General features: G+C 69.2%; 1 protein-coding gene. It reads right to left on the bottom strand.

The features are described 5' to 3' along the window. Positions 1–23: 23 nt before the first annotated feature. Positions 24–1,262 carry an IS110 family RNA-guided transposase gene (locus tag ABHR63_RS09960; RefSeq protein WP_346965445.1) on the bottom strand — a complete coding sequence of 413 codons (1,239 nt, stop codon included), beginning with the start codon at positions 1,260–1,262 and terminating at the stop codon, positions 24–26. Between the last annotated feature and the right edge of the window lie 311 nt (positions 1,263–1,573).

The following is a 1,573-nucleotide window of genomic DNA, read 5'->3' as shown; positions in this document are numbered from 1 at the left end:
AAAACCGACGCTCCTATAAGTTGTCAATAGGCAGTTTGCGGGAGCGCTCCCTTCAATTCGCACAGGAGCTCGTAATACCTCCTCTCCAGTTTCGTCGACCGCCGTCTCCCATGTTCCAGGTGACCGAGTGAGGCCGCGGACATGCCGAGCCCCGCGGCGGCCTGCTTCTGGGTCACCCGCATCGCCTTGCGCATCTTCGCGAGCTCGGGGCCTTCCGGCGCGGCGCCGTCGGGATTCGGGTCCATGAGCACGCGGTACACCTCCCGCGCTATGTAGCGCTTCAGGCAGCGGATCGCCTCCCTCCGGGACTTCCCCTCGGAGGTTCGCTTCGCCACGTACCTCCTCGTCCTCTCGTCGTATGCCATGCGCTTGATCGCGATCTCGTAGAGCGCCCAGTTCGCCTGCCGGTTGCCGCCGCGGTTGAGCCTGTGCCGCTCCGTCTTCCCGCTCGACGCGGGGATCGGGGAGACGCCGCACAGCATCGAGAACGCCGCCTCGCCCTTCAGCCTGCCGGGGTTGTCGCCGGCGGCCACGACCAGGGCGGCGGCGGTCGTCGTGCCGCAGCCCTCGACGCCGAGCAGCGCGGGCGCGTTCGCCTCCAGCAGCGCGCGGATGCGCTCGTCGAGGGACTCGACCTGGCTGCGGGCCTCCTTCCAGACCGCCGCGACGGACCGCAGCGAGGCCAGCACGCTCTCCTCGAGCGCGTCGCCCGCCTTCCTCCCGCGCGCGAGCAGCGGCATGAGGTCCTTCGGCCGCTCGCGGCCCCTGAACCGCTCCCTCAGGGCGCCCGGGGCCGTCGTGAGCATCGACTTCGCGCAGGCCACGCAGGACGTGGACGTCGCGACGGCCAGCCTGCGCGCGACGTAGAGCTGGCGCACCGCCTCGACCCAGCCGTCCTGCGACTTCGGCACGGAGCAGCCCCTCCCGGACGCCGCCTTGCGCGCCGCGCGCTCGGCGTCCAGCGGGTCGCTCTTCCCCTCGCCGGGCCTCGCCTTGTCCCTCTTGGGCCTGAGCACCTCGACGACGTTGTACCCGAGCTCCACGAGCCTCCTCGTCAGCCCGGCCCCGTACGATGCCGTGCCCTCGACGCCGACGACCATGCAGCTCCCCGGGTCGCCTATCGCCTCCGCCAGCCTGTCGTAGCCCTCGGGGTCGGCCCCGAAGCTCCCGCTCCAGATCTTCCTCCCGAGGCCGTCGAGCAGGCACAGGACATGCACGTCCTTGTGCGTGTCGACGCCCGCGATGACCGTTTCGCCTTCCATTTTCGCTCCCCTCGGTCTGCCGCCTGCTCCGCGCCCGGGTCTCCCAGACATTGCACTGACGGGAGCGCTACAATCAAGTTGCCTTATCCGATTGTCCGCGCTCATGCTCCTATTAGGTCATGGCAGGACTCCGGGTCGCGGAAGCCGGGGCGAGACAGGTCGGATTTGAGGACGGCCGAAGAGGCGTCAGCAGGTCAGTGGGTCATCGTCCCGGCGTTCAGCATCAGGGTAGCGCTGCGACGCGGAAATCGCGCGCTGTTGACGCGCCCCCGCAGTGCCCGCTTCCCCCAAGGACAATTATCAGTGCAGGT

Origin of the sequence: Collinsella aerofaciens (assembly GCF_039752775.1) — a bacterium.
Lineage (GTDB): Bacteria > Actinomycetota > Coriobacteriia > Coriobacteriales > Coriobacteriaceae > Collinsella > Collinsella aerofaciens_R.
This window is presented reverse-complemented; position numbering and strand designations above follow the sequence as displayed.